The 25534-nt window shown below is 40.7% G+C and carries 28 protein-coding genes and 1 pseudogene; 16 read left to right on the top strand and 13 right to left on the bottom strand.

The genetic code is table 11. The features are described from left to right. Nucleotides 1-8 precede the first annotated feature (8 nt). Genes PNEUHYL_RS04735 through PNEUHYL_RS04705 form a run of 7 tightly spaced genes read left to right on the top strand, consistent with a single transcriptional unit; the run spans nucleotide 9 to nucleotide 7762 of the window. Entirely contained in the window at nucleotides 9-2276 is a 2268-nt protein-coding gene (locus PNEUHYL_RS04735) for an MMPL family transporter (RefSeq protein WP_059366100.1), read from the top strand. A gap of 16 nt (nucleotides 2277-2292) precedes the next feature. Further along, nucleotides 2293-3528, top strand: coding sequence for an NAD(P)/FAD-dependent oxidoreductase (locus PNEUHYL_RS04730; protein ID WP_059366099.1), 1236 nt, complete (start codon nucleotides 2293-2295; stop codon nucleotides 3526-3528). Between the two features lie 2 nt (nucleotides 3529-3530). Next, nucleotides 3531-4013 (top strand): hypothetical protein, encoded by a 483-nt coding sequence (locus PNEUHYL_RS04725; protein WP_059366098.1) that lies wholly within the window; start codon nucleotides 3531-3533, stop codon nucleotides 4011-4013. 2 nt (nucleotides 4014-4015) lie between these two features. Continuing rightward, nucleotides 4016-5242: a beta-ketoacyl-ACP synthase gene (locus PNEUHYL_RS04720; RefSeq protein WP_059366097.1), complete on the top strand. Its 1227-nt coding sequence runs from the start codon at nucleotides 4016-4018 to the stop codon at nucleotides 5240-5242. After that, nucleotides 5235-5720, top strand: a complete 486-nt coding sequence (locus PNEUHYL_RS04715) for a hotdog family protein (RefSeq protein WP_059366096.1) — start codon at nucleotides 5235-5237, stop codon at nucleotides 5718-5720. The genes PNEUHYL_RS04720 and PNEUHYL_RS04715 overlap by 8 nt, the downstream gene beginning before the upstream one ends. A gap of 12 nt (nucleotides 5721-5732) precedes the next feature. Next, on the top strand, nucleotides 5733-6461 hold the full coding sequence (gene fabG, locus PNEUHYL_RS04710) for a 3-oxoacyl-ACP reductase FabG (RefSeq protein ID WP_059366095.1): 729 nt from the start codon (nucleotides 5733-5735) through the stop codon (nucleotides 6459-6461). A gap of 56 nt (nucleotides 6462-6517) precedes the next feature. After that, a complete protein-coding gene (locus tag PNEUHYL_RS04705) occupies nucleotides 6518-7762 on the top strand; it encodes a beta-ketoacyl-ACP synthase (protein WP_059366094.1) in 1245 nt (414 codons plus the stop codon). A 29-nt stretch (nucleotides 7763-7791) separates the two neighbouring features. Here the strand turns inward: PNEUHYL_RS04705 and PNEUHYL_RS04700 are convergent, their stop codons facing one another. From PNEUHYL_RS04700 to PNEUHYL_RS04680, 5 genes are read right to left on the bottom strand one after another with little or no spacing between them, the layout of a single operon-like run. Beyond that, nucleotides 7792-8373 (bottom strand): beta-ketoacyl-[acyl-carrier-protein] synthase family protein, encoded by a 582-nt coding sequence (locus PNEUHYL_RS04700; RefSeq protein WP_059366093.1) that lies wholly within the window; start codon nucleotides 8371-8373, stop codon nucleotides 7792-7794. 4 nt (nucleotides 8374-8377) lie between these two features. Further along, nucleotides 8378-9430, bottom strand: coding sequence for a beta-ketoacyl synthase N-terminal-like domain-containing protein (locus tag PNEUHYL_RS04695; RefSeq protein ID WP_059366092.1), 1053 nt, complete (start codon nucleotides 9428-9430; stop codon nucleotides 8378-8380). Then, nucleotides 9427-9714, bottom strand: coding sequence for an acyl carrier protein (locus PNEUHYL_RS04690; protein WP_059366091.1), 288 nt, complete (start codon nucleotides 9712-9714; stop codon nucleotides 9427-9429). Before PNEUHYL_RS04690 ends, PNEUHYL_RS04695 begins: the two co-directional genes overlap by 4 nt. Next, complete coding sequence (locus tag PNEUHYL_RS04685; RefSeq protein WP_059366090.1) at nucleotides 9714-10961, bottom strand: ABC transporter permease; 1248 nt, start codon at nucleotides 10959-10961, stop codon at nucleotides 9714-9716. The genes PNEUHYL_RS04690 and PNEUHYL_RS04685 overlap by 1 nt, the downstream gene beginning before the upstream one ends. 17 nt (nucleotides 10962-10978) lie before the next feature. Next, nucleotides 10979-11356, bottom strand: coding sequence for a helix-turn-helix domain-containing protein (locus PNEUHYL_RS04680; protein ID WP_059366089.1), 378 nt, complete (start codon nucleotides 11354-11356; stop codon nucleotides 10979-10981). A gap of 158 nt (nucleotides 11357-11514) precedes the next feature. Between PNEUHYL_RS04680 and PNEUHYL_RS04675 the strand changes: the two genes are divergently transcribed. Then, nucleotides 11515-12093, top strand: coding sequence for a porin family protein (locus PNEUHYL_RS04675; protein ID WP_059366088.1), 579 nt, complete (start codon nucleotides 11515-11517; stop codon nucleotides 12091-12093). 50 nt (nucleotides 12094-12143) lie between these two features. Next, nucleotides 12144-12593: a DUF2846 domain-containing protein gene (locus PNEUHYL_RS04670; RefSeq protein ID WP_059366087.1), complete on the top strand. Its 450-nt coding sequence runs from the start codon at nucleotides 12144-12146 to the stop codon at nucleotides 12591-12593. 29 nt (nucleotides 12594-12622) lie between these two features. Here the strand turns inward: PNEUHYL_RS04670 and PNEUHYL_RS04665 are convergent, their stop codons facing one another. Genes PNEUHYL_RS04665 through hslR form a run of 8 tightly spaced genes read right to left on the bottom strand, consistent with a single transcriptional unit; the run spans nucleotide 12623 to nucleotide 18809 of the window. Continuing rightward, nucleotides 12623-13333: an ABC transporter ATP-binding protein gene (locus PNEUHYL_RS04665; RefSeq protein WP_059366086.1), complete on the bottom strand. Its 711-nt coding sequence runs from the start codon at nucleotides 13331-13333 to the stop codon at nucleotides 12623-12625. Further along, nucleotides 13317-13871 carry a DUF1643 domain-containing protein gene (locus PNEUHYL_RS04660; protein ID WP_059366085.1) on the bottom strand — a complete coding sequence of 185 codons (555 nt, stop codon included), beginning with the start codon at nucleotides 13869-13871 and terminating at the stop codon, nucleotides 13317-13319. The genes PNEUHYL_RS04665 and PNEUHYL_RS04660 overlap by 17 nt, the downstream gene beginning before the upstream one ends. A gap of 50 nt (nucleotides 13872-13921) precedes the next feature. Further along, on the bottom strand, nucleotides 13922-14908 hold the full coding sequence (gene darH / locus PNEUHYL_RS04655; protein ID WP_059366084.1) for a BtrH-related acyltransferase DarH: 987 nt from the start codon (nucleotides 14906-14908) through the stop codon (nucleotides 13922-13924). Between the two features lie 28 nt (nucleotides 14909-14936). Continuing rightward, complete coding sequence (locus PNEUHYL_RS04650) at nucleotides 14937-15929, bottom strand: virulence RhuM family protein (protein ID WP_059366083.1); 993 nt, start codon at nucleotides 15927-15929, stop codon at nucleotides 14937-14939. 1 nt (nucleotide 15930) lies between these two features. Continuing rightward, nucleotides 15931-16308, bottom strand: a complete 378-nt coding sequence (locus tag PNEUHYL_RS04645; protein WP_059366082.1) for a DarG family dialkylresorcinol biosynthesis protein — start codon at nucleotides 16306-16308, stop codon at nucleotides 15931-15933. Next, complete coding sequence (locus tag PNEUHYL_RS04640; protein WP_059366081.1) at nucleotides 16298-17443, bottom strand: beta-ketoacyl-ACP synthase III; 1146 nt, start codon at nucleotides 17441-17443, stop codon at nucleotides 16298-16300. Before PNEUHYL_RS04640 ends, PNEUHYL_RS04645 begins: the two co-directional genes overlap by 11 nt. Before the next feature lie 21 nt (nucleotides 17444-17464). Beyond that, complete coding sequence (locus tag PNEUHYL_RS04635) at nucleotides 17465-18385, bottom strand: hypothetical protein (protein WP_059366080.1); 921 nt, start codon at nucleotides 18383-18385, stop codon at nucleotides 17465-17467. 31 nt (nucleotides 18386-18416) lie between these two features. After that, nucleotides 18417-18809: a ribosome-associated heat shock protein Hsp15 gene (gene hslR, locus PNEUHYL_RS04630; protein ID WP_059366079.1), complete on the bottom strand. Its 393-nt coding sequence runs from the start codon at nucleotides 18807-18809 to the stop codon at nucleotides 18417-18419. A gap of 71 nt (nucleotides 18810-18880) precedes the next feature. Between hslR and nudE the strand changes: the two genes are divergently transcribed. The 7 genes and pseudogenes from nudE to PNEUHYL_RS04595 all read left to right on the top strand — a co-directional run bounded on the left by nudE (nucleotide 18881) and on the right by PNEUHYL_RS04595 (nucleotide 25522). Further along, nucleotides 18881-19441: an ADP compounds hydrolase NudE gene (gene nudE / locus PNEUHYL_RS04625; protein WP_018356973.1), complete on the top strand. Its 561-nt coding sequence runs from the start codon at nucleotides 18881-18883 to the stop codon at nucleotides 19439-19441. A 147-nt stretch (nucleotides 19442-19588) separates the two neighbouring features. Continuing rightward, nucleotides 19589-21591: pseudogene (locus tag PNEUHYL_RS04620) on the top strand (OPT family oligopeptide transporter). A 51-nt stretch (nucleotides 21592-21642) separates the two neighbouring features. Further along, nucleotides 21643-22056, top strand: a complete 414-nt coding sequence (locus PNEUHYL_RS04615) for a hypothetical protein (RefSeq protein ID WP_059366078.1) — start codon at nucleotides 21643-21645, stop codon at nucleotides 22054-22056. Between the two features lie 22 nt (nucleotides 22057-22078). Then, the gene (gene cysQ, locus PNEUHYL_RS04610) at nucleotides 22079-22903 is read left to right on the top strand and encodes a 3'(2'),5'-bisphosphate nucleotidase CysQ (RefSeq protein WP_059366077.1); all 825 of its coding nucleotides are present in this window, start codon (nucleotides 22079-22081) and stop codon (nucleotides 22901-22903) included. Between the two features lie 67 nt (nucleotides 22904-22970). Beyond that, nucleotides 22971-24455 (top strand): glucose-6-phosphate dehydrogenase, encoded by a 1485-nt coding sequence (zwf, locus tag PNEUHYL_RS04605; protein ID WP_059366076.1) that lies wholly within the window; start codon nucleotides 22971-22973, stop codon nucleotides 24453-24455. 3 nt (nucleotides 24456-24458) lie between these two features. Next, nucleotides 24459-25157 carry a 6-phosphogluconolactonase gene (gene pgl, locus PNEUHYL_RS04600; RefSeq protein ID WP_059366075.1) on the top strand — a complete coding sequence of 233 codons (699 nt, stop codon included), beginning with the start codon at nucleotides 24459-24461 and terminating at the stop codon, nucleotides 25155-25157. Beyond that, nucleotides 25157-25522, top strand: coding sequence for a DUF1304 domain-containing protein (locus PNEUHYL_RS04595; RefSeq protein ID WP_059366074.1), 366 nt, complete (start codon nucleotides 25157-25159; stop codon nucleotides 25520-25522). The genes pgl and PNEUHYL_RS04595 overlap by 1 nt, the downstream gene beginning before the upstream one ends. Nucleotides 25523-25534 lie beyond the last annotated feature (12 nt).

Raw genomic sequence — 25534 nt, 5'->3', positions numbered from 1 at the left:
CAAATTTAATGAAAAAATCAACCGCTCTTTCTGTTCTTTCAACTTTTTTCTTACTTACTGTTTGTGGCTTGTTTACCTTTCTCATTTGTCAAGGAAACTGGCTGCAAACGGATCTGCGTACTTTGTTACCTGAAGAGCAAAGTTGGCAGTCTATTCAAATCCAAGCCGATCAAAAACAAGAAACCCGTTTTAACCAACAGCTAATTGCAATGGTTGGTCATCAGGATGCAGAGCAAGCCTTTCAGTTAGCGACAGAGATTGTCCGACAATGGCAAGCAAGTGATCTATTTTCGCAAATTAATGACAACATCCAACCTGATTTACCCGCTTTACAACAAGAACTTAATTTATTGAAGTTTGCCACATTGCCTGCCTCAGTGCGTAAGCAGTTGGTTGAACAACCTGAAACTTATTTTCAGCATTACGCCGAGCAGATCTTAAACCCATTCGAGAAAGCAAATTTATTGCCATTAGAACAAGATTGGCTGGGCTTTGGACGTTTTGTGTTTAACTCGTCAGCCATTGCGATGCAGTGGAATATGGATAACGGTATGCTTTACACCGAGCAAGATGGCATGACTTGGGTGCTATTGCGTGGCGAATTGGCTCAAGCTGAAACAATAAAACCTGTCCACACCTTATTAAATATGGTGGGCGAAAATCGCCTCTTGGCAGAAGCAAAACAAGCCACATTTTTAGTAACCGGTGCTGCCCTATTTACCGCAGATGCCCAACAAAAAGCAGAAACCGAAAGCAGTGTGATGAGTGTATTAGGTATTTCTTTAACACTGATGTTATTGCTATTTGTATTCCGAACATGGCGAATTGTATGGTTATTTTTACCGATCTTAGTCGGTATGCTAAGTGGGTTATGTGGGGTGATTTTAGGTTTTGGTCAGGTGCATATTCTCACCATTGTAATTGGTACGAGCCTTGTGGGCGTACTAATTGATTTCCCATTGCACTGGCTTGCCTCTTCCTTGTTTGCGTCAAATTGGCAAGGTATGCAGGCAATGCGTTCGCTACGTTTTACTTTTTTGATGAGTTTACTGATTACCTTTGTAGGTTATGCATTGCTTGGTTTTACCCATTTACCGATTTTAAAACAAACGGCATTATTTTCGATGGTGGCATTAGTTGGGGCGATGTTAACGACAATGTTTATTTTGCCGAACTTATTTCAACATTGGCAAGTCAAGCCCCCTTCTATGTGTTGGATCAAAGTGCGGTCAGTTTTAGATCGATTTTTTAGCCAACCTTTCCATAAAATAATGATATTGTTTTTGGTGCTTTTTTCCGTTGCGGGCATTTACCAAACTCAATGGAAAGACGATATTCGTCAATGGGTTGTCTTACCGGACAAGATGTTGAAGGAAGCTCAACAAATTGCTCAATTAACGGGGGGGAACTTAAGTAGTCAATACTTGTTAGTGATCGCCCCCGATGATGAAAAACTGTTGCGAAAAGAGAACAAACTGACAGAACAATTATCTCAACAAGGCATTGCATTCCAAGCTCTTTCACAATGGGTAATGTCAAAAGAACAACAACAGGTATGGGCAGAAAAACTAACCGAATTACCACCAGAAAGTTATGCCGTTATGGCGCAAATTGGTGTGTCGAACAGTGAGATTGGGCAAGCTGTTCGGCAGTTAAAAACTGCTAAAACGGTATCTTTAAAGGAAGCGTTACAAACACAGATAGGGCAAGGTTGGCAAGGGTTTTATTTAGGCAAGTTGGAAGGTAATCAGGTTGCAAGCCTAGTGAGGGTGAATTTAAAAGCGGGTCAATCAGCCGAACAATTTGCCAATGGCAAAGATATTTTTTGGCAAGACAAACGCGCTCACTTAAATGTATCCTTTGAACATACCCGCAATCAGGCGGCATGGCTGAAACTGCTTTCTTTTGTTTTGGCGGGCATTTTATTGTGGCGGTTTTGGGGGGTAAAACGTGGCGTGATGATGTTGTTACCCGCACTACTTGCCATTGTAATGACGATTGCTGTTTTCGGTTGGCTCGGTTTGTCGATAGGACTGTTTTCACTATTCGGTCTGTTGCTCGTTTCCGCTATTGGCGTGGATTACACCGCCTATATGCAAACTGCTCAAGAACCTTTATCTAATAAGCGGATTGCTGTATTATTAACCGCATTTACTACCTTGATTTCCTTTATGTTATTGGGTATTAGTTCTACCCCTGCGGTGGCGATGTTTGGGTTAACCGTCAGTATCGGCGTATTGTTTAGCGTAGCAATCACATTTAAATTATTTCGTTAAATTTGGAGAATTATCTATGGCGTTATTTGATGTCGCAATTATTGGCGCCGGTCCGTCCGGTTCGGTTGCTGCCGCCTTATTGCACAAACAAGGCCTAAAGGTTTGTGTGATTGAAAAACAGCATTTCCCACGTTTTGTGATTGGCGAAAGTTTACTGCCTTATTGTATGGATATGTTGGAAGAAGCAGGCTTAGTCGATGCTGTTCACGCAGAGCCAAGTTTCCAATTTAAAAACGGTGCAGCGTTCACTTGGGGTAATCGTTATACCTATTTTGATTTTACGGATAAATTCACCCCCGGCCCCGGTACGACTTACCAAGTTCGCCGAGGCATTTTTGATAAAATTTTAATTGATGAAGTGGCGAAAAAAGGTGTAGATGTTCGTTTTGGTGAAGAAGTGTTGGCGTTCGATAATTCGCAAGAAAATGCAGAGCTTTCCATTCGCAAAGAAAACGGCGAAGAATACCGCTTGTCAGCCCGTTTTGTATTAGATGCCAGTGGTTACGGACGAGTATTGCCCCGTTTACTTGATTTAGAAACGCCCTCTTGTTTGCCTGCACGTGTGGCACGTTTTACGCATATTGATGACAATATCACCGATCCTGATTTTGACCGTAACAAAATTTTAATTACTACCCACCCAATACACCGTGATGTGTGGCTATGGCTCATTCCATTTGCCGATAACCGTTGTTCTATTGGTGTAGTGGGCTTGCCTGAAACCCTTGAAGGTGATAATGAGACTGTATTGAAAAAATTTGCACTGGAATGTCCAATGCTAAAACGCATTTTAGCGAATGCAAATTGGGAAAACGAGTTTCCGTTTCGTAATATTCAAGGTTATTCTGCAAACGTGAAAACCTTATTCGGTAAACACTTTGCTCTGTTGGGCAATGCGGCAGAATTTTTAGATCCCGTTTTCTCATCAGGGGTAACCATTGCATTGCACTCGGCTCGTTTGGCAAGCGGTTTAATTATCCATCAATTAAATGGAGAAAATGTGGATTGGAAAACCGAATTCGCTGATGAGTTGATGGTTGGCGTAAATGCGTTCAGAACTTATGTCACAGGTTGGTATGAGGGATCATTCCAAGATGTGGTATATGCTCGCAATCCTCAACCGGAGATCTGCCAAATGATTTCTTCGATTTTGGCAGGTTATGCTTGGGATACCAATAATCCTTATGTGGCGAAATCTGAAGCACGTTTAAAAGCTTTGGCTGAAGTGTGCGGAGTTGCGACACAAGATTAATGATGAAAAAATACCTTTTGTTGGGCTTGTTCGGTTTGTTTTTAACTGCCTGTTCAAATCTACCCAGGGTTCAAACTTTGCCACTACAACAAAAAACGGAGCGGTTATTTAAAGTGGAACAACGGGATATAAATGGTGGGTTGAAACAATCCAGCTTGCTGAGTTTATCCGCTCAACCACAGGTATGGCGATGGGTGCAAAGTGATCCTTTGGGTGCACCTATCGCCCGCGTCATTTTGAATAATGAAGGGTGGCAAAATGACGGTTTTGTTATGCCAAATCAGCAAGCCAAACAGCTATTTTCGGCGATTGCTACGGCACTTAATACGGAGTCGTTGTTTACATTTAGCCACATTGAGCGAACCCAACAGGCGACTACCTATTTTGTAGATAAAAAACAAGTTTGGCGAATTATTTCCCGGCAGTCGGGGGTAGATATTGAACTAGCTGATATGAGTTATTGGCACATTGAAGAACTAAATTAAAAATGACCGCACTTTATTTAAGCCGTCCGGCTATTTTGACTTGCTTGGGGGAAGGTATTGCCCATCATGTCCGAGCCTTATTGGAAAGGGGCGATTCACCACTAGCATTATCCGATCAGCTATTCCGAGCAGAGAATCTTAATGGCTCTGCCTATATGCTTGGATCGATTAAAACGGATTTACGTCCCTTCCCGGTGAATTTGGCTGATGAACATCGTAGCCGAAACAACCAAGTACTATGGCATTGCTTGCAGCAACTGGAACCTCAAATTGAGGTGGCGATCACAAGATTTGGTGAGCATCGTATTGCAGTCGTTATCGGCTCTTCTACCACTGGTGTGGATGAAAACATTCCCGTGTTTAAATATGAAGCCGCACATCCAAATGATTGGTCTGGGGAAAAATTCAAACAACAACAGCAATATTTTTCTGCTCCGGCTGATTTCATTGCACATCAATATGGCTTGAAAGGCTTGGTTTATGGCATTTCTACCGCTTGCACCTCAGGGGCAAAGGCACTGATCACTGCGGCACGTTTGCTCAAAGTCAATATATGCGATGCAGTGATTTGTGGTGGCGTGGATACCCTCTCCTTGCTCACAGTAAAGGGTTTTAACTCACTTTCTGTATTATCGGATAAAAGAACCAATCCGTTTTCCGTTAATCGTCAAGGTATTAATATTGGTGAAGGCGCGGCCGTGTTTATCATGAGTCGTGAAAAACTTGATGACACATCCGTACAACTATTAGGTTACGGGGCAAGTAGCGATGCATATCATATGTCATCGCCACACCCACAGGGGGAAGGCGCAATGACCGCTTTTCATGCCGCATTAGCCTCAGCACAAGTAGAACCACATCAAATCGGTTGGATTAATTTACACGGTACAGGCACAATCCATAATGATCAAATGGAATCTCTTGCTGTCAGCGTTGTATTTGGCAATCAAACTTTTTGTACCAGTACCAAACCTTATACCGGGCATACTCTAGGGGCTGCGGGTGCAATTGAAGCGGCGATTTTATGGGGAATGATTGACCGAACATTAAATCCAACCGGGCAATTACCCGCTCAATTATGGGATGGCGAAAAGGATCCACTGCTACCAGACATTGCATTAACGGATTCTCACAGTCGTTGGATAAATGACAAACGAATAGGGGCAAGTAGCTCTTTCGCTTTTGGCGGTAATAATACGGTACTTATTTTGGGGGAAACAGATGATTGACTTGACATGTCCGATAACCAATGTTGCTTCCCTTATACCGCATAGTGGAAAAATGGTGATGTTGGAAAAAATTACCGATTTTGGCGATAATTTTCTGATTGCTGAAGCCACACCAACGGAAGCTTGTTTATTGGTCAAAAATGGGGAATTACCTACTTATATGGCGGCTGAGATTATGGCACAAGGTATTGCGGCTTGGGCGGGTTGTAAATGTATGAAAGCCGGACAGCCAATTAGTTTAGGTTATTGGATTGGTTCTCGAAAGCTAAAATTTTACACCCCCTTGGTCACACTGGGACATCGGTTGCAGATTCGTATTCAACTTTCTATTGAAGATGCAACCGGGTTTGGTGTGTTTGACTGCTCCCTGACAGATTTAGACACCGAGCAAGTTTTAATTGAAGGAGCGTTGAATGTTTACCGTCCTCAAGTAAATACCGATAAAAAAACACACAGAAAATTAACCGCACTTTTTTAAAAAGAGAATACAATGAAGCAAACTATTTTAATTACCGGCTCTAGCCGAGGCATTGGCAAAGCGATTGCCTTGCGTCTCGCTCAATCAGGCTTTGATATTGTCGTACATTGCCGCAACCGTATTGAAGAGGCGGAAGATGTCGCTCAATCAATCAGAAATTTAGGGAAAAGTGCAAGAGTGCTACAATTTGATGTGAGCAATCGTGAGCAAACCGCCCAGAAATTATTGGCAGACGTAGAAGAGTATGGTGCGTATTATGGTGTGGTGCTTAATGCTGGTTTAACCCGTGATAATGCCTTTCCTGCACTGACCAATGAGGATTGGGATGTGGTACTACGTACTAATTTGGACGGTTTTTACAATGTGCTTCATCCGATTATGATGCCAATGATCCGTCGTCGAAAAGCCGGACGCATTGTTTGTATTACCTCTGTTTCTGGCATTATTGGTAATCGTGGGCAAGTGAATTATAGTGCATCGAAAGCTGGTATTATTGGGGCGGCAAAAGCCCTTGCAGTAGAATTGGCAAAACGCAAAATTACCGTTAACTGTGTCGCTCCGGGATTAATTGATACGGAAATTTTAGATGAAAATCTACCGATTGATGAAATTTTAAAAATGATCCCAACCGGCAGAATGGGTAATCCTGATGAAGTGGCTCATACTGTTGATTTCTTGATGGATGAAAGAGCTGCCTATATTACCCGACAAGTTATCGGCGTAAATGGTGGCTTGTGCTAACTGTGTAAGGGCTGATTCTATATCAGCCTGTTTTATAATAAATAATGAGAGCAAAGATGAAACGAGTTGTTGTCACCGGTATTGGGGCTGTTACTGCCTTTGGTAAAGAATGGCAAGAAATAAAGTCTGCATTTCAACGCAAACAAAATGCCGTGCAAGCTAAAAAAGATTGGGTTGAACGCTACCCTGAATTAGAAGCACGTTTAGGTGCAGAAATTCACAATTACCAACCACCAAAACATTGGACGCGGAAACAATTACGCAGTCTTGGGCGTGTTTCACAGTTTGTTGTGGAGGCTAGCGAGCGTGCTTTGGCTAACGCTAATTTACTTGATGGAAACGGTGAAATTTTAGCTTATCTCAAAGATGGCAGAATGGGCGTGGCTTGTGGTTCTTCAACCGGCTCTACCAACGACATCAAAGATGCGGCCGAACTTTTGATGACAGGTAAATCGGACGGTTTCAATGCCAATACTTATGTTCGAATGATGCCTCATACCACTGCGGCAAACATTGGTATTTTCTTTGGTTTAACAGGGCGAATTATCCCAACCTCCAGTGCTTGTTCTTCAGGCAGCCAAGGAATCGGTTATGCTTATGAAGCAATTAAGTATGGGCTTATTCCAATGATGCTAGCTGGTGGTGGTGAGGAATTTTGTCCGTCGGAAGTCTATGTTTTCGATTCCCTTTATGCAGCAAGTCGAAACGTGGACAATCCAAGCAAAACCCCACGTCCGTACGATAAAGATCGGGACGGTCTCGTCATTGGTGAGGGAGCAGGAATGTTTGTATTAGAAGAATTAGAACACGCCCTTGCACGCGGTGCGAACATCATTGCCGAGCTGGTCGGTTATGGAGCAAACAGTGATGGGGCACATGTTACCCGTCCACAAAAAGACACTATGCAACGCTGTATGGAATTAGCACTTAAAGATGCCAATCTATCACCCGAAAAAATTGGTTATGTGAATGGGCACGGTACGGCGACAGAACAAGGCGATATTGCTGAAACCCTCGCAACCGAAGCTATCTTCGGAAAAATTCCACTCAGTTCACAAAAAAGCTATTTTGGTCATACACTCGGTGCTTGTGGTGCTTTGGAGTCGTGGTTTTCTATTGAAATGATGCGGGATGCTTGGTTTGCCCCAACGTTAAACTTAGATAATATTGATGAACGCTGTGGTAAGCTAGATTATATTCGAGGGGAGGGGCGTGAAATTCACACAGATTATGTGATGAATAATAACTTTGCCTTTGGCGGTGTAAATACCTCATTGATTTTTAAGCGGTGGAAAGCATAATTTAATCGGTCGGGTGAAACCCGACCAAATTAAATCTTTTGCACAATCGACAAAAAATCCAAATTTTGCATATCTTCACATTTTGGCAAAACTGCTAATTTTTTGACCGCACTTTCTGACTCTTTGGATACTAGCCAAAATATCGCGCCTTCCGGTTGTTTTTCTAGGTTTCCTTCCAGCACCCATCCGATCAAAGCTTGTTCTATATCACCGTTGATTAAATCTAGTTTTGCTAATTGAAGTGGTTGCCAGATTGTTTTTTGATTAATCGGTAGAAAGATTGAATTTCCCATTATTTGAAAGATTTGAGCAAGTTGAAACGTCGCTGCATTATTGATATTCGCCATAAAATCTAATGGACTCGGCATATCGTATTCATTAAGTTGATGAAACATCTTGTCAAATTTACTTGGTGAGTTAAAGGGGGAACCAAGATAAATACCACAAGTGGGCTGAATACTATTTTTTAGTGGTAATGCACCCAACAAGGCGAGCTGGGTGAAACGGCTAAAACGACGGGGATCAATGCCCTCTATTTGTAGTTGTTGGCGAAGGGCTTTATCCGTCTTTCCGTTTGCTATAAACGTATTTTTCTGTTGTAAATAAATCATTCATTCACCCTCCCACCTTGGTTACCCATGCGATATGACTACCGCCGAAACCTAAAAAATAGTGTAAATAATAACCGCACTTTAAGGCTTTTCCATGGGTCAGCGATTGACTTTTACTTTCTATTTGCATTTGCCAAGGTAATTCTGCAAGGTATTTGGCTTGTAAACTTTGATAAAAAAATACTGTTTCCAATACACCGCTTGCGCCGAGTGTGTGTCCCATATAAGGTTTGACTAACATCCACTCTGTTTGTGGGAAAAGTTCTCTCAGTACTTGTTTTTCCATTTCATCACTACTACCGCCCACACCATGAATTTTGATTCCTTGGATTTGTTCCGCTGATATTTGGGCTTTTTTAAGGCATTGCTTAAGCAAGGTTTTCAATGAGTTTTTGTTGCTATTGGTCAGATTTTCATTGTCTGTTACGCTCGTTACACCTAAGATTTCGCAATATAAGGAGCGATTTGGTTGGATAGATAATGCTATACACCCCATACCCTCACCTAAAATCATGCCATTGGATGCGATCATCGGTAAATAAGATGGCTCTTGGGAAAGTAAATTCATTGCTTGAAAATGCTCAAACGTTAAGCGATTAAACATTTCAAAACCGAGTACTAAGGCTTTTTCTGCTATGTTATTTTTCAGCATTTTATAGGCATAGCCAATGGCTTGGGCGGAAGAGGTGCAGGAGGTTGCAAAACTAAATACTTGTGTTTGATACCGTTCTCGTAAATGATCAGCTATCACCGCCAAGCTGTATTCTTTTGGTAGCGGTTGTTGATTGGCAATACGGGCTTCGCAATCACTCATGACATAAGCTGTGGAGCCAAGCAAAATGGGAATATTTTTAACTTCAGTTTTATTCCAATTTACTTGTTTTAAAGTGCCGTCGATTTGCTCATCAAAATAAGCATAAAGCCGTTCAAGGGAAAGCAGTGGTTCTTTAAATGCATTGAAGTAAGGTAATACTGTTGTTTGCCCTAACATTTGGCTGGTTCGTTGTCCGAGTTTTTCCGCAAATTGGGCAGAAACGGCGTTAATATAGACGGTCATTTTTGGTGTTGTTCACGAATAAAAGCCGCAAGATCGCGCACGTTCATCATATGCTTACGCACCATTCGGTCACCCTGTAAACGTACTTTAAAATGTGCCTGTAATGCCACCGCAATTTGTAACGCATCAAGGGAATCTAACTGAATACGGCTTTGCCCGCCAAAAAGAGGTTCGTCATCAGAAATTTCATCAGGTTCAAGTTCCTCTTTTTCCGATTCCTGTAAAATGAGTTTTTTTAACTCTAATTCAAGCAAATTTGATTCAAGAGTAAAAAGATAAGCCATTAAAATCTCACTTGTTTTTTCAATTGTTGTTGATAGAGAACAGCCGCCAACCCGATCATCAGTATGCCGAAAGCAGTCAATTTTATTAAATAATCGGCAATTTGGATTAGTTCATACCGGTTGAGCAATAAATTTTGGAAACCGCTTAACGCCCATCCCATCGGTGAAAATTCCGCAACTGTTTGCATCATATCGGGCATCACATAGGTCGGCACCATAATACCGCCGATAGCCGCCATAATGATAATTCCTCCACCACCTAACACAACGGCGTGTTCGGTTGTACGCGCGATAACACTCACGAATAAACCATAGCCGAGTGCGGCAATGCTGACCGTCATTGATAACACCCCATATTGCCACCATTCACCATTCAAAGAAAATGCCGGCATATCAAAGTATGGCAATACAAAATACCCCAGTGAAATCATACCGATAAATTGTAATTGGTTAATCAAAAAATAGGGGAGCAATTTCGCTACGATTAAATTTAATGCCGAAGCCCTAGCCATTCGTAAGCGAGTAATGGTATTGGTTTGGCGTTCCATTGCCATCACATTTGACAGCGGAATCATAATAAAAAACATGCCAAAAATCAGCCAAGCAGGTACACTATGCTGTACCGAGTTAGGCTTTGTGACTTGCTCTCCTTGACGATTAAGATAGACTTCCTGCCACTGTGCTTTGGCTAAATAATCATTGATTTGTGCAAATTTTTCATCTAGATTCTGATTGACTTTTTTCTCTATCTCTTTGATTTGCTTCTGCTGACGATTTTTCAACTTGATGTGATTGTCCGCTAAATATTGTTCCAAGCGTAGTCTTGTGTAGTGCTTTTGTAAAATGCCTTTCACACCTAACAACCAGCCTCGATCAATACTTGGATTTAAACGTAATTCCAACGGTTTTTCGCCGGAAAGAGCGGTCAATTTTGAGTTAGAATTGATAATTAATAAAGAATATATGCCCTCTGTTAATGCATTTTCTGCTTTTATCCGCTCTGACCGAATATTACCCTGCACTACACTCAGCCCTTCCTCTTTTAAAGCCTGAAATAAAGCCTCATTTAATGGATTTTCCCTTTCCGATAACAGCATAATCGGTGTTTCTTGGCTTAATTCACTCTCATTACTTAATGCGGCGGACATAATAAACATAAATAAGATCGGCATAATAAATAACACCGCAACCCCGTGTAAATCGCGACTTAACAGGCGAAGTTCTTTACAGATTGAAGCTATTAACATAATTATTGTCGATTTATTTAGGCTTTAAGCAGTGCGTTCATCTCTTTTAATAACGCAATTTCTCTTTTTTGTTGCTCAATGAGTTGTTCTTGAAAAGAGAGTGAAAGCTTTAATTTTTCATTTTCAATAATTAAGGCATCATCAGAATTATAATAATTTGAACTTGATTGACTATTCTCACTAATTAAGAAACAAATATTTTTTGTATTAATTAGATCAGTTATGTCAAGATTAAAAACCTGTGCAATTTGTTCAAGTTTTTCTAAATATAATTTGGTTTCGCCCCGTTCAATTTTTGCATAACCACTTGGCGACATATTCAATCGTTCAGCCATTTCTTCCTGCGAAAGCCTATTTTGCTCACGCAATCCTCTGATTTTATCTTGTACACTCATTCGGTTACCTATTTGTCTTTTCAGTACTGTTTTTGGATTAAAAAGGCGGTTTTCTGTCTTATCTGTCAATGGAGAAAAAAGACGACTCTTTTACAATAACCATCGCTTTTAAGCGCAACCATACGAATCAATTTTCACACATTTAGCGAGGCTTTTCTATGAAAAAAACAACATTAGTGGGTATTCTGGCAGTTTCGGTTAGCAGTTTTGCCGTAGCGGAAGGCAATTTTACAGGATTTGCAGTTGGTACAGAATTAAGTTCAACTAAGCATACTTTTGAAATCCCGGGTTTTGGGGTGAGTGCCAATAGTTCAAACAAAGCGAGTATTGGTGTATTTGGCCAATATGGCTTTGACTTTGCAAAAGATTTTGTCGGCATTGGAGAAGTCAAATTAAGAACGGGCGGCTCTGAAACCAGTAATGCAGGTAGTTCTGTTTCCAAAGAAACATTCAATATTGGCATTGCTTACTTACAAGGCTATCGTGTGACTGATAGCATTTTACCTTATGTAAAAATTGGTGCTGAAGTCAGCTCCTTTGATTTAGGCGAAGAAGTTTCTCAATATGTCGAAGGTTCAAGTCTCTTTGGTGTCGCCTACGGTGCAGGTGTTAAATTTGCACTCACCGACAAACTTGAAGCAGGCGTAGAATATACGCAAACAAGATTGCGCAATATTGAATCAGACATCAAAGCAAAAGTGAATAAAATTGCTCTGAATGTCTCTTATCGTTTCTAATTTTTTAAGCCTCTTTTACGAGAGGCTTATTTATTTTGACGAGGTTTATAATGAAAAAATTTTTTAATTTTTTAGGATTAAGTGCCGTTTTATTCTTAACGGCTTGTGCAAAAACAGAAATGGCATCACCACAACAAGACGCTCAAGCGAAAAGATTTGATACACCAAAGAAAGGTTTATCCGGTCTTTATATCTATCGTGATTCTGTCTTTGGTGCAGCCTTGAAGAAAAATCTTTATGTCGATGATAAATTTATTGGTGAATCGGCGCCAAAAGTTTTTTTCTACAAACAAGTAAAAGCGGGTGATCATAAAATTTCAACTGAATCGGAATTCAGTAACAATGATCTCAATATCAAGACGGATTCAGGCAAAAATTACTTTATCCGACAGTATATAAAAATGGGTGTTTTTGTTGGTGGCGCTAATTTAGAACAAGTTTCTGAAGAAAAAGGAAAAGCGGCGGTTCAAAAACTGAAAATGGCAAAAACTAAGCAATAAATTAGATAATCCCACACCTGTGGGATTCTTTATATCTGCTTATCCAAAAAATCCAAATAAAACTTCTCAAGCGGTTGATTACCGATAATTTCTTGCAAATTACCTTGATAAATGACTTTTCCCTCGTTTAATAGCACTAATTGTGAACAAAGTTGTTCAATTTCTTGTAGATAGTGGGAGGTATAAATTACCGTTACGCCTTGATCGGTTAGATCTGCTACACTATTTAAAATAAATTGACGGGATTGTGGATCGATTCCAACTGTGATTTCGTCTAAGAAAATTACTTTCGGGCGGTTAATTAACCCAATAGCAAAATTTAAACGGCGTTTTAATCCGCCGGATAAATGTTTTGCTAGCTTGGATTTATGTGTGGTTAATCCTGTTTTTTCCAACAATTCCAACAACCAATTTTTATCCGAAATAGCATAAAGAGCGGCAAAAAATATCAAATTTTCCCACACCGTTAATAACGGATAAAACGCAAAATCCTGAGGCACAAGAGAGATTTGATGGCGCTGTTTTTTGGTTAAACGTTCAAAGGGGACATCATCAAACAAAATCTGCCCGGATTGTACTTCTTGTAATCCAGCCATTAATGACATTAACGTGGTTTTCCCTGCACCGTTAGGGCCGAGTAAACCGATGGAGGAACCTTGGAGAATGTGTAGGTTTACATCTCGCAAAGCAGAAATTGGAGAGTTGGGGTATTGATGGTTTACATTAGTTATTTGTATCATTAGATAAATATCTATCCATATCAATTTCTTCTAACTTATATCTATAAGGAGCGTATAAAGGATGCCTTGGATGACCACATACTAACATTGGACCAATTCTTAACCATTTTATATCTTGATTAAGATTTTGTATTTCTCTATAAATTTGATTTAAACACGGTCTTAAATAATTTCTACTATTTATTAATTTACCATACGCTAATAGAATATGAGGATTATTTATATCACTCAATATCTCTTTAATAACATTTAAATTCTGGTTAAAAATATCATCATTCATTTCTGGTGGCAGTTTATAGGGATATGTTTCTCTCAAGGGATATACATTAAACATTACAAAGCTAGAATAGCTATTGTGTTCAGCAAATCCTATTACCTTCTTAATTGTATGGTCAGGTTTCTGATCATCTGCAGTACTAGGATTAATACCAAATACAAATAATGTACTGTTCGTAATATTTTCTAATGCAATGTTTCCTAATGCAAATCTACACTGGTTATATTCATCTGTTTCATAAATTTCAATGTTATAATCCATATCCTGATAATCCTATTTTATCCATCCAAACATTTGCACGCTTCCAATGGCTATTTTAGTATTCTCCACAAAGTTTCTTCCCTCTCCGCAATTCCTCGCAAAAACGCCGCCACTTCTTTATACCCTTCCATACTCGGTTTACGACATTGTTTCACGCAAAGGGTGGCGAATTCTCGCCAGAGGTCGCCAATTTCAGTCATCTGTTCAGAAGCCTGTTTGAATTTAGGTTCGTTACAGATTTCAGCAGCTTGTTCAAGGAAATAGGCATAAAGATAGCGGAAACCTGCCCCGCCCGTGCCAATTTCTTCCTGCATACGCACAATATGTCCCAAATAGAGTTTGTTATACTTTTCGCCTTTTTTGCAAGCGGCGAGATTTTCAATGGATTTCGCCACGGTACGAATCCCTTTCACACCGACAAAAAACAGCGGCGCAAGCATTTGTTTCGCTTGTTTACGAATAGACTTTCGAACTAATTCTGGCAAATCAATTTGTGAAAAATCAGGCGTTTGCTCAAAATAATACATCAACCCTTTTGCCGCCAATGCCCCTTTAGCAAAACGGGCTTTTTGCAAATCGCCTGTTGGGCAACGTTGCACCGTTTCAAACACAGGGTCGCTGATTAAATAATCATCTTGATCCTTACCATATACCAATAAATTATGCGCATTAAAATGAAAGCGCATTTCAGGCGGGAAATAAGGCAGCCAAAAAACCGACGTCTGCAAGCCGACTAATTTACCCTTCTGCAACGCCTGATCTAACGCCATTTGCCCTGCCGTTTCATTAGAAAATTTCTGCATTTTCAACCGCACTTTCAGCATTTTCGATACATTTTTGATAATACTCTTCGGCGGCATACGGTAAGAAATCAAAGGCATTCCGCTGACTTTGATAATCGGCAGATAAACAAAGGTTAAAGCTGAGGCTAAACCAAAAACCATAGCTTCGTTTAAATCTATCCCCTGTGATTTTAGCAAGGTGGACATTACCCCGCTCTCGCAATGAGCGGTGTGTTGGTGGGGGAAGTTTTTCATTTGCAAAATTTCTATAAAAAATGACTGCTTATTTCTTTAATTTTAGGAGCTGCTCAATATAATTTTCGCCCGCTTTTTCTTTTTCTAAACGGCGTTGTTGATTAAATTTATCATATTCCAACAAAGCTTTTTCATCTGCTTGTTTTTTTGTTATAGAGCCTTGATTTTTCAACATATTTCTCTCATTAAAGACAAGGAAACTATCCAATTTGTCTTCCCAATCTTTTAAGAAAAATTGCTTTTTACGGCTAGCCTGATCTTCGGCAAAATCCAACCACATTGAAACGATCCGATTTAATGCTGTAATTTCTTGCTCATTCAAATAATTTTTCGCAATGGTGACATCTTTTCTTATCACTTCTGAACCACGAAAATTTGTTAGTCCCATATTTGGCAATTCAGCATTTGAACGTTGAAAAATAAGCTCTGCCGCTGTTTTATCAGTACAAGCAAAATGCAATTTATTTTGGATTTTTTGGAAAAATTGATTAGTTTCCCTAAAGCTTGGCTGATAATCTGCCGCTAGTGTAAAAATTTCTCGCACACGCAAGTACATTCGCCGTTCACTCGCCCGAATATCCCGAATTTTTTCCAATAATAGATCGAAATAATCGTCTGCCTGATTTGTACCAATCGGCGGATTTTTTAACCGCTCCTCATCTAGCACAAAGCCCTTTTGGATATATTCACCCAATGTACGAGTTGCCCACTGACGAAACTGTGTGCCACGAGTAGAACGCACACGGTAGCCAATGGCTAAAATCATTGGTAATGCATAAATCTGTGTATTGTAATTCTTACCGTCAGTGGCAGTTGTCAACTGAAAGTTGACAACTGAATGTTCACTCAACTCATTTTCTGCCAAAATTGCTTTAATATGCTTGCTGATATTTTGTTTAGTGGTTTGATAGAGTTCAGCAATTTCCAACTGGCTTAGCCACAGTTGCGATCCCAATTCACGCAGGGTAAATTGGGATAAACCGTCTTCGGTAGTGTAGATAATAATATTGTTATTTGACATTTTAAATGCTCAAATTTCCCCCAAACGCCCCTGCATACACTTCCAACTTCCCCTCCGACAACTTCGCAAAAACCTCCGGTCTAAAATGCCGTTTAATTTGCCATTGCCAGAAGCCTGTGGCTTGGGCGAGGCTTTGGAGATCATAGCGGTTTTTATACATCAGGTAGTAAATGACCGATTTTTCGCCGTTTTTGACCGCTTGTAAAGCGGCTTCGGTGAGTTGGTTAAGTTCGTCCACCGCTTGTTCGGTGGCAAATTCTTCCGCTTGCCAACCTGTGCTAGTGCCTGCTTCAAATTTTCCATTACGGGTGGCGTAAATCACTTTTTTCTGCCCGTGGAAAACTTTGCTGCTGTCTTGGGGAATGTCTTCAATTTCCATTAACCACCTCTAGCAACATAAAACAACTTGAAAATCGACCGCTCTCCGGCACATAACACAGTACTTTTTGTCCCGATTTAAGCGGGAAAGTGCGGGCAAATTCTTCCAACATAATGTAGAGCGAGGCCGATCCCGTATTGCCTTTGGTGGTGAGGTTGGTGAACCATTTTTGCTGTGGAATTTCAAAGTCAATATTGCGTAAGCCGTCTAGCAGACGATCACGGAAGAAGCCCGACGAATAATGCGGTAGGAAATAGTCGATATTGTCTGCTTGCAAATTATGCTTAGCAATAAACCGCTTGAGTGCATTTTCTACGGTGCAACGCACAATATTTTCGTTAAGCAACTTCACATCTTGTTTGATCGCCATAAAACTTTGGCTGTCTCGCTCAGTTTGCGACACCGATTTCCAACTTACAAATTGTCCATTTTTTACATCACCGCCTGCGTACATACACACGGGCATTTCATTGGCGAAGGAAACCAATTCAATCCAATTGATTTTAAAGCTCAAACCTGTTTCATTCGGTCGATTGGAAAGTGCAACCGCCCCAGCTCCGTCTGATAACATCCAACGTAAAAAATCTTTCTCAAAACCAATTTCGGGCTTGGCGTTTTCCAGCAATTTGCTGTCTGCTTCTGCCTTAAAATTCTCACTCCGCATAATTGCTGAAGCACATTCCGATGCTACCGCCACGGCACATTGATGCTCCCCTGTGCGAACAGCATTGAAAGCGTGCTTCATCGCCGCCATTCCCGCCGCACATACACCCGACATTGACATCACCTCCATCGGCGGAGCGTTTTCCAACAAACCGTGTACCATCACCCCTTGCCCCGGCATAATTTGATCGGGATAGGAGGTTGCCACCGCAAGACTGGTAAAATCCGTTGCAGAAATCCCCAAATTTTTGACCGCTTGTACGGCTAATTCTGTGCTGGTATGAGTAGCTTGGCGAGTGGTAGGATCGATCGCATAGTAACGTTGCTGAATACCGTTGGATCGTAAAATCATTTTCCTTACACGAGATGGCGTTTTCCCCACCATTCCAAGCACCGCCTCCATTTTCTCGTTGGCAATCGGCTCATTAGGTAAGAACGCAGAAATTTTATTGATATAAACATTTGATAACATAATTTATCCTGTAGAAAAATTTTACTCTCCACTTGGTTTGGCAAAATACCGTTTTTGCTCATCTAATTTTTTCCGTATCAATGGATTTAATACACGTTTTATGATCGCTGAAATCGGGACAACCGTTAAAATCATTGCTACTAGAAAGACAATGTAGAAACATAGCACGATTTTGCGAAAACTTGGCGAAATTTGACCGCACTTTATCAGTAATTTTCCCCAAATATGAAAACTTCGGCTACCAACTTTTTCACTCATCATTAATTTTTCATCAATTTTTACTGCGCCCATTTCTTGGAAAATTGTGGTGTCAAGTGGTTGATTTTGTTGCAAGATTTGTAAAAGTTTTTCGCCAAAGCGTTGCATATCTTTTATTTCATTTTCGGCAATGCCCGCACTTGGCAACCAAGAGAGTGCTTTTTTCTTGCCTGTGAGCATCCACATTGGTGTGGTAATAAAACTTGCCCAATCATTAGACTGATCCACTTTTACCACATTCGCAATCAAATTTGCACCACAATCTGCCAATAAGATTTTCATTTTTTCTTGTGCTTGTAACCACATATTACGGCAGCCGATCAGAGTAATGACCGGCGTATTTTTTAAATGTCTTTTGGCTTGTTTTGATTGTAAAAAAGCCGTTATTGGCTGACTTGGTGAAAGAAACCAAACCGTGTAGGCGATAATCACGAGATCGTATTTTTCTTGTTGGAATTCGGGGGAATGAATAGGGGCTGGTTGTAAATGTACAGATTCAGGAAATTGGTTAAAAAAGGAAAGAAATTTCCAAGGGAAAGGGTAAGGTTCGCATGGCTTAATGATGTGATGTTCCATGTGAATACTATTACTTTGTAACGGTGTAAGAAAATGTTCCACAAGACGGGAAAGTTGCCCTGTTTGTGAATAGGAAATGACGAGGATATTTTGAGATTCTTTTTGCATGGGTATGGTCATATCAAATTCAAAAATAGATTCAATTTAATTCTTGATGTTTAAACTTCAATAAATCCCGACGCTCTTTTTTATTTGGGCGACGGTCGGGGTGGGGCATTGAAAGGGCGTTATTTTTTCTTGCCCATGCCATTTCTTCCCGTTTTTTCACACTTTGGCTCGTTTCTCGATAAAGTAATTGTGCTTCGGGTGCACCACGGCGTTGATCGCTTAACGCCAAAATTTCTACTTCTTTTTCTTCATTGCCTTGACGTAATTTTAAGATAGCGCCTACTTCCACTATTTTGCTGACTTTTGCCCGTTGTCCGTTGTAATGTACTTTTCCCCCTTCAATCATAGCTTTAGCAAGACTGCGGGTTTTATAAAAACGGGCAGCCCATAGCCATTTATCTAGGCGAACGTCTTTTTCTTCCATTTGGGATCTCTCTATTGCTCAATTTATGATACAGTTTGAGCCCAATGGTATCACAAAATAAAGGAAAACCGATGTCGTCAAATAGTCAAAAACACTTGCCTCAAATTCTTTCTACACGTACCGTTGCAAAATCACGCTTATTTGAAATTCAGGCGGTTGATTTGGCATTTAGTAATGGCGAAAAACGCACCTATGAACGCTTTAAACCGGGAGTGCATCAGGCGGTGATGATGGTGCCTATTGAGGGTGATGAACTTTTAATGATTCGGGAATATGCTGTGGGTACGGAACGTTATGAGCTGAGTTTTCCTAAAGGGGGAATCGATGTAGGGGAAACGCCGGAGGAAGCGGCTAATCGTGAATTGAAAGAAGAAATTGGCGTTGGGGCAAAGCACATCCGTTTTTTACGCACGATCATTACCAGCCCAAGTTATATGTGTAACCCAATGCATATTTTTATTGTGCAGGATTTTTATCCTTGCAAACTTGAAGGGGATGAGCCCGAACCATTAGAATTGGTTCGTTTTCCATTGGTAAAATTAGATGAATTAATTGCAGATCCCGATTTCAATGAGGCGAGAAATTTGACCGCACTTTATGCCTTAAGAGATTATTTGGACGGTCTAAGATAAGATAATGAGATATTAATAATTTTTCTAATAAAGAGAGTATTTATTAAATATTTTTTAATTTAATTGCATAAATATTTAAATAATTCTTGAGTTTTTTGCCGTTTCTTGGGAAAGTGAAGAGCTTTTTATTTAACCTAGGGAAAAATTATGCCTCATTCAAATTTAAAAGAACTCACGTTTCGTGGGATTATTCTCGGGGCGTTAATTACGGTGATTTTCACCGCGTCTAACGTCTATTTGGGATTAAAAGTCGGAATGACTTTTGCTTCTTCCATTCCTGCCGCTGTTATTTCCATGGCAGTGTTAAAATTCTTTAAAGATTCCAGTATTTTGGAAAATAATATGGTGCAAACTCAGGCTTCTGCTGCCGGCACTTTATCTTCCGTTATTTTCGTTTTACCGGGTTTGTTAATGATGGGTTACTGGAACGATTTTCCATTTTGGCAAACCATGTTAATTTGTGCTTCCGGCGGAACATTAGGTGTATTGTTTACGATTCCGCTACGCCGAGTGATGGTAGTGAATAGTGATTTACCTTATCCGGAAGGCGTCGCCGCTGCCGAAATTTTAAAGGTGGGAAATCATGACAAAGGTGATACCGGTGTAAAAGACATTGCTTATGGTGGCGTGTTAGCTGGTGTTGTAGCATTTTTAACCAATGGCTTACGTGTAATGGCGGATGGGGCAAGCGCCTGGATTCAAACCGGTAAAGCCGCTTTCCAATTACCAATGGGGTTCTCTCTGGCATTATTAGGTGCAGGTTATTTGTGATCGGTATTGTTGGAGGTATTGCTATGTTAGTCGGCTTAGTGCTGACTTGGGGTGTCGCCGTTCCGTTCTTTACTGTGTCCGGTGATATGCCGACAGATATGGGGTTAATCGACTTTGCCATGAGGACATGGAAAACCAAGGTTCGCTTTATTGGAGTGGGGACGATCGGTATTGCCGCAATTTGGACATTACTGGTTTTAATGAAACCGATGGTAGAAGGTATGATACATTCATTCCGTATGTTGAAAAGGGGCCAATCAGAATCTGATGATCGCATTGATATCGATCTTTCACCAAAAACGATGATTTATATCCTCATTGCAACCGTTGCATTGATCGTGATTTCATTACATCACTTTATTGCAGTCGCACCTATTTCACCGGAACTTTCTATTTTATTAGTGGTGGTTTGTACCTTCTTGGCTGTATTTATTGGCTTTTTTGTGGCTGCGGCTTCCGGTTATATGGCTGGATTAGTAGGGGCATCATCAAGCCCAATTTCCGGTATCGGGATTATTTCGGTGATTGTGATTTCTCTCGTATTGGTTTCTATCGGTAATGCTACGGGTTTATTTGAAACCACAGATGGTCAGAAATTTTTAACCGCACTTACGCTCTTTACAGCCTCTATCGTGCTAACTACCGCGACGATTTCCAACGATAACTTACAAGATTTAAAAACCGGTCTGTTAGTTGAAGCCACGCCGTGGCGTCAGCAAGTGGCATTGATTATCGGTTGCTTTGTCGGCGCACTGGTGATTGCTCCGGTATTGGAAATTTTGTATCACGCTTATGGCTTTACCGGAGCGTTGCCACGTCCGGATATGGATCCGACTCAAGCACTTTCCGCACCGCAAGCCACGATTATGACGACTATCTCACAAGGTATTTTTACTAACCAATTAGAATGGACGTACATTTTAACTGGTGTGGGCTTAGGGGCTGTGTTAATTATTATTGATGAATTTTTGAAAAAAGTGAGTAATAAAGCCTTCGCATTGCCGGTATTAGCGGTGGGAATTGGTATTTATTTACCACCATCTATTAATACACCGGTTGTCGTTGGGGCATTTTTAGCATGGTTCATTAACCGCCATATTGCAAACTATGCGGCACGAACCGGCGATAAACAAGCCTCGGCTAAAGCAGAACGTTTCGGTACGCTTTTTTCGGCAGGCTTGATTGTCGGTGAAAGCCTCATGGGGGTGATTCTCGCCTTCATTATTGCAGCTTCTGTCACATCCGGTGGTTCTGAAGCACCACTGGCGCTTAACCTTGAAAATTGGGACGGCATTGGTGAAATATTAGGTTTAACCGTATTTATTGCCGGAATCATTATTTTTGCTTCCCGTGTATTACGTGCGAAAAAATCTGATTAATCCCTAAAATTCCTTTAAAATAGGCTATCTTTCCCGATAGTCTATTTTTTTATGAAACCTTATCTCAAAACATTAATTTTATTTCCTCTCATTTTACAAGGATTAGTGACCGCACTATTTTGGTTTTTGAATTGGGATTTTGAACCGACCCCTTTTACTCGCTATCTTATGGTGGCATTTTTTCTCACCACAATCCCTGCTTTTTTAATTGCCTTGGTTGCCGCGAGGCTTCATTATATTCGTCATAATATTGCAGCCATCGTATTATGCTCATCATTGATTAGCTTTTTTTATTGTAATGTCGCGTCCTATTTCTATTTATTGTTTATGGGTAAACAGGACGCTTCATTTTGGCAATGGCTTACTGAAGGCGGTTTAACATTAGGGATACTAAGTGCTTGCTGTATGGTCTTTTACACCCTATTTGTGTTGCCATGGCTGTTGCCGAAAACAAAATCATTATGAAAAAATATTGTAGGGAGATTTTATGTTGCTACTCAATGAACATTTACTCAATCAAATTCTACCGATTGCTTACCAAGCCGGAAATTATCTACAAGATTTTTATCAACAGCATATTGATGTACAAATTAAACAAGATAATACGCCGGTGACCGAAGCCGATCTTTTTGTTAGCCAATTTTTAACAGAAAAACTGACCGCACTTTTCCCTCAAACACCGGTACTTTCCGAAGAAAATTGTGATATTCCTTTTGAGGAACGCAAAGCTTGGAAAGAATATTGGTTAATCGATCCCCTTGACGGTACACAACAATTTATTAATCGTACGGATCAATTTTCCGTTTTAATTACCCTCGTACGTCAAAATAAACCGGTGTTAAGCATTGTTCATGCGCCGATTTTATCGCTCACTTATTATGCGATGGAGAATTTTGGCGCATTTAAAAAACAAGGCGAACAAGTCAAAAAATTGGTTAAAAACACCACAGATTTTAACTGCACTTCTTGTTCCCCGATATTACGCATTGCGGTGGGAGCAACAACGTCGCAGGAAAAAGTGCGGTCAATTTTACCGAAAGATTTGCCTTGTGAATTTGTTGTGATGGGGTCGAGCAGTTTAAAAAGCGGTTTCGTGGCGGAAGGTATGGTAGATTGCTATGTTCGTCTTGGGCAAACCGGAGAATGGGATACGGCAGGAGCGGAAGTGTTATTGGGGGAAACGAACGGGCAAATTTTTGATCCGCAATTTGCACCGCTGACATACAATCAACGCGAAACATTGATTAACCCCGCTTTTGTGATGGTGTCGGATAAATCAATAAATTGGAAATCTATCTTTCGATTTAATTGATTGGTTAGATGGGGAATTTTCGTTAGAATAGCCTGTCATTTCACTCGGTATTTTTATAAGGATAATTATGCAAACTGAGAACAGCTGTATCGTCATTTTTGGCGCATCCGGTGATTTAACCCACCGAAAACTCATTCCGGCACTTTATAATCTCTTCAAAATTGGAAGATTGGGTGGGCACTTCTCTGTGCTTGGTGTTGCACGTTCGGAACTTAACGATGAAACTTTCCGTATGAAAATGCGTGAAGCCTTAATCAATAATGAAGATACCACACCTGAAACCCTTGATGAATTTTGTCATCATCTTTATTACCAAACTGTGAATACGGCGGATGCCGCAGACTATGGCAAATTAGTGCCTCGTTTGGACGAATTACACGATAAATATCAAACCTGTGGCAACACTCTCTATTATATGTCCACTCCACCAAGCCTTTACGGCGTTATTCCTGAATGTTTGGCGGCACATGGCCTAAATACGGAAGAATACGGTTGGAAACGTATTATCGTAGAAAAACCTTTTGGTTACGATGAAAAAACGGCACAAGTGTTGGATGTGCAAATTCACCGTTTCTTTGAAGAACATCAAATCTACCGTATCGATCATTATCTCGGTAAAGAAACCGTGCAAAACTTGCTCGTATTGCGTTTTTCTAACGGCTGGTTTGAACCGCTTTGGAATCGTAATTTTATTGATTATGTTGAAATCACCGGTGCTGAATCAATTGGCGTTGAAGAGCGGGGCGGCTATTATGATGGTTCCGGTGCAATGCGGGATATGTTCCAAAATCACTTATTGCAAGTGCTTGCCATGGTGGCAATGGAACCGCCTGCAATTATTAACGCGGACTCAATGCGTGACGAAGTAGCAAAAGTGATGCACTGTTTACGCCCGCTCACGCAAGAGGATGTGGAGCATAATTTAGTGCTTGGTCAATATGTCGCAGGTGAAGTGAACGGCAAAATGGTGAAGGGATATTTGGAAGAAAAAGGCGTGCCGGCAGATTCACACACTGAAACCTATATTGCGTTGCGTTGTGAGATCGAAAACTGGCGTTGGGCAGGGGTTCCTTTCTATGTGCGTACGGGTAAACGCTTACCTGCTCGCGTAACAGAAATTGTGATTCATTTTAAAACCACACCTCATCCGGTATTCAGTCAAAATGCGCCGGAAAATAAACTGATCATCCGTATTCAACCTGATGAAGGCATTTCAATGCGTTTTGGTTTGAAAAAACCGGGCGCCGGTTTTGAGGCCAAAGAAGTATCAATGGATTTCCGCTATGCGGATCTTGCCGGAGCGCAAGTCTTGACTGCCTATGAGCGTTTATTGTTAGATGCGATGAAAGGAGATGCGACGCTATTCGCCCGTACCGATGCCGTCCACGCAGCATGGAAATTCGTTCAACCGATTTTAGATTACAAAGCCAATGGCGGGCGAATTCATGAATACGAAGCCGGTACTTGGGGGCCGGTGGCTGCGGATAAACTCATTGCCAGACAGGGCAGAGTATGGCGTAAACCGAACGGATTGATGAAGAAAAAGGTATAAAAAATGAACACCATAATTTTTGATACAGCCCAACAAGCGGTTGAAAAAATTGCGCAAGAATTAAAAACATATAGTGAACAACAACGCCCGATTCATATTTCGTTATCGGGTGGCAGTACGCCAAAATTATTGTTTAAAACCTTAGCACACCGCCCGTACAATACGGAAATTCATTGGAAAAACCTCCATTTCTGGTGGGGGGATGAGCGAATGGTTGCGGCACAAGATCCTGAAAGTAATTATGGCGAAGTGCAAAAACTGTTGTTCGATCATATTCAAATTCCTGCTGAGAACATTCACCGAATTTGTGGCGAAAATGAACCGCTCTTTGAGCTAAAACGTTTCCAAGAAGAACTAAGTGCGGTCATTTCTGACGGTGTTTTTGATTGGATTATTTTGGGTATGGGGACTGACGGACATACGGCTTCGTTATTCCCAAATCAAACTAATTTTGATGATGAAAACCTTGCGGTGATTGCGACACATCCTGAAAGCGGGCAAATCCGTATTTCGAAAACGGCAAAATTAATTGAGCGGGCAAAGCGCATTACTTATCTTGTCACGGGGGAAAGTAAGGCAGAAATTTTAAAAGAAATCCAAACTGTACCGGCTGAAGATTCACCTTATCCGGCAGCGAAAATTAAAGCCCAAAACGGCATAACGGAGTGGTACTTGGATAAAGCAGCGGCAGAATTGTTATAGTGGAAATTGTAGCCCATATTTTGACCGCACTTGTGGCACTCGAACATTTTTATATTCTTTATTTAGAAATGTTCGCTGTTGAAGGAAAAGCAGCCAAACGCATTTTTGGTCTAACGGACGAATTTATCGCCCAACAGAAAGTGAAGGTGATGTTTGCCAATCAAGGGTTGTACAACGGTTTTCTGGCTGCCGGGATTATTTTCGGCTATGCCATTCAGCAAATTTCAGTGATTTATTTCTTTTTAACTTGCGTGATTATTGCTGCGGTTTTTGGAGCGATGACAGCGAAGAATAAAGGGATTTTGATGAAGCAGGGATTGCCGACGGTGTTGGCACTAGTTTTACAAATTGCAACTCAAAATTAATATTCTGTGGGA

Source organism: Rodentibacter caecimuris (assembly GCF_001019715.1).
In the GTDB taxonomy this organism is placed as follows: domain Bacteria; phylum Pseudomonadota; class Gammaproteobacteria; order Enterobacterales; family Pasteurellaceae; genus Rodentibacter; species Rodentibacter caecimuris.
Note: the sequence above shows the minus strand (reverse complement) of the source record. Positions and strands in the feature narration are given on the sequence as shown.